The sequence below is a fragment of the Acinetobacter chengduensis genome (assembly GCF_003664645.1).
GTDB lineage: Bacteria > Pseudomonadota > Gammaproteobacteria > Pseudomonadales > Moraxellaceae > Acinetobacter > Acinetobacter chengduensis.
In genome coordinates this window covers 1-1,853 of the sequence record NZ_RCHC01000055.1, presented here as the reverse complement: position 1 = coordinate 1,853, position 1,853 = coordinate 1, and the positions used below count along the sequence as shown (strand labels likewise).

Sequence of the window (1,853 nt, the reverse complement as noted above, 5' to 3'; positions counted from 1 at the left end):
TTCTAATTTCGCATAACGTGTATTATGTTAATTTTAGCGAAACTTATTAATTTCAAATAAGCTAAATCTTTATTTTTCCTTGTAAAAATAGAATCTCATTAAACAATAAAAGCTATAATCTTCATTTATTTTAATATCTTGGGGTAAAGACTTTGGCTGTATCAAAAACAATCTTCAATTTAACAGAAGAAAAAACATCAAAATTAGCCGTACTGATAGATGCAGATAATGCGTCAGCCAAAGATATCGAAAATATTCTAAATGAGCTAACCAAGTACGGTGAAGCAACAGTAAAACGTATATATGGAAATTTCGTTAATCAAAATGGTAGTTGGAAGCAAGCAATTAACAACTTAGCTATTAAACCAATGCAACAATTTGCTTATACAACAGGGAAAAATGCTACTGACGGTTTTATGATTATCGATGCAATGGACTTGCTCTATACAGATCGCATAGATGGATTTGCTATCGTATCTAGTGATAGCGATTTCACTGCTTTAGCTATTCGTATAAAAGAACAAGGAGCAACGGTATATGGATTCGGGAAAAAACAAACTCCTGAAGCATTTCGTAATGCTTGTTCACACTTCACTTATGTTGAAAACTTAACTGGTTACGAAGCACCTGCTCAACCTCCTATAGTTCAAGTAAAAGAAGAACCATCAACTATTAAGAAAGAAATAGCTAATACAAGTAATAAAGATGCTAGTCAAACTAAGTCTCAAACTAGCTCTAATTTGCCATTAGATAAAATCAAACAAGTTTTTGATGCACATGATACTGAATGGATTACTGTAGCTTCTTTAGGCTCACAGTGGAAACTTCTACAAGTTGATTTTGACCCTCGTACATATGGTTTTAAAAAACTTGGAGATTTAGTGAAATCATATACAAAAGTTTTTGATGTAGAAGAAAGACCAACCAGTACCAGTGATCATAAGAACTTATATGTCCGCTTAAAAAAGACAAAATAGCAAATTATTAAGCTCGTAATAAACAATATAAATATATGTTTTATATTGTTTATTATTTTAATTTTAGGGAAAATATAAATTGAGAGCTATAGATAAAATTTTTAATAAATTAAAAGAATTCGATAATGAAACATATCCTGAAGGTGTTGTACCTCTATTTGATCGAATAGAGGGAACATCTTTTTTTCCTGGTGGAGATGGTTTATGGAAATATGAAAATGACATTACCGATATAAGAATTGGTGGAATCATGGTTATAGGACATAATTTTGATAACGTCAGTGGATTTAAAAAATCACTTGCATTAGGAAGCGAGTCATTAGCTTGCCCTACATGGAAAAATTTAAGAATACTATTCCAAGAAGCTAATATCGATTTGACGAGTTGTTATTTTACAAATGCTTATATGGGATTAATGAATTCTCAATCAAATATTGGTGTTTTCCCTGGTTCCAAGTCCAGTAGCTTTAAAAAACAATGTTTAGATTTTTTAGAATATCAAATATCAATACAACAACCTCAAACCATTATAACTTTAGGTCGCTTTGTCCCTCCTTTATTAGCACAGTTATCTATTGATTTAGACCAATGGAAAAAAGTAAAAAGTTTTAATGATTTAGATCAAGCTGAAATACAAATTATAAAACATGCTCATTTTTGTGAAAATCAAGTAATTTCAAATATTGTCGCTTTGACTCATCCTGCTAATCGTCATTTAAACATTCAAAAAAGAAAATATAAAAATTTAAATGGTCATGATGCTGAATTAGCGATGTTACGAGAAATATTGTTTTAACCTTGACCTTATCTAAACCAACTCTTTTCTTACATGATATCCCCATATTTAACATAATGGCGCTTATACGAAATTAATGG

At 30.3% G+C, this 1,853-nt stretch carries 2 protein-coding genes; both read left to right on the top strand.

Annotated features, from left to right (window positions below):
• Positions 1 to 152 precede the first annotated feature (152 nt).
• Complete coding sequence (locus D9K81_RS18100) at positions 153 to 977, top strand: NYN domain-containing protein (RefSeq protein WP_120368272.1); 825 nt, start codon at positions 153 to 155, stop codon at positions 975 to 977.
• 79 nt (positions 978 to 1,056) lie between these two features.
• Positions 1,057 to 1,773 (top strand): uracil-DNA glycosylase family protein, encoded by a 717-nt coding sequence (locus D9K81_RS18095; protein WP_120368271.1) that lies wholly within the window; start codon positions 1,057 to 1,059, stop codon positions 1,771 to 1,773.
• Positions 1,774 to 1,853: the final 80 nt, after the last annotated feature.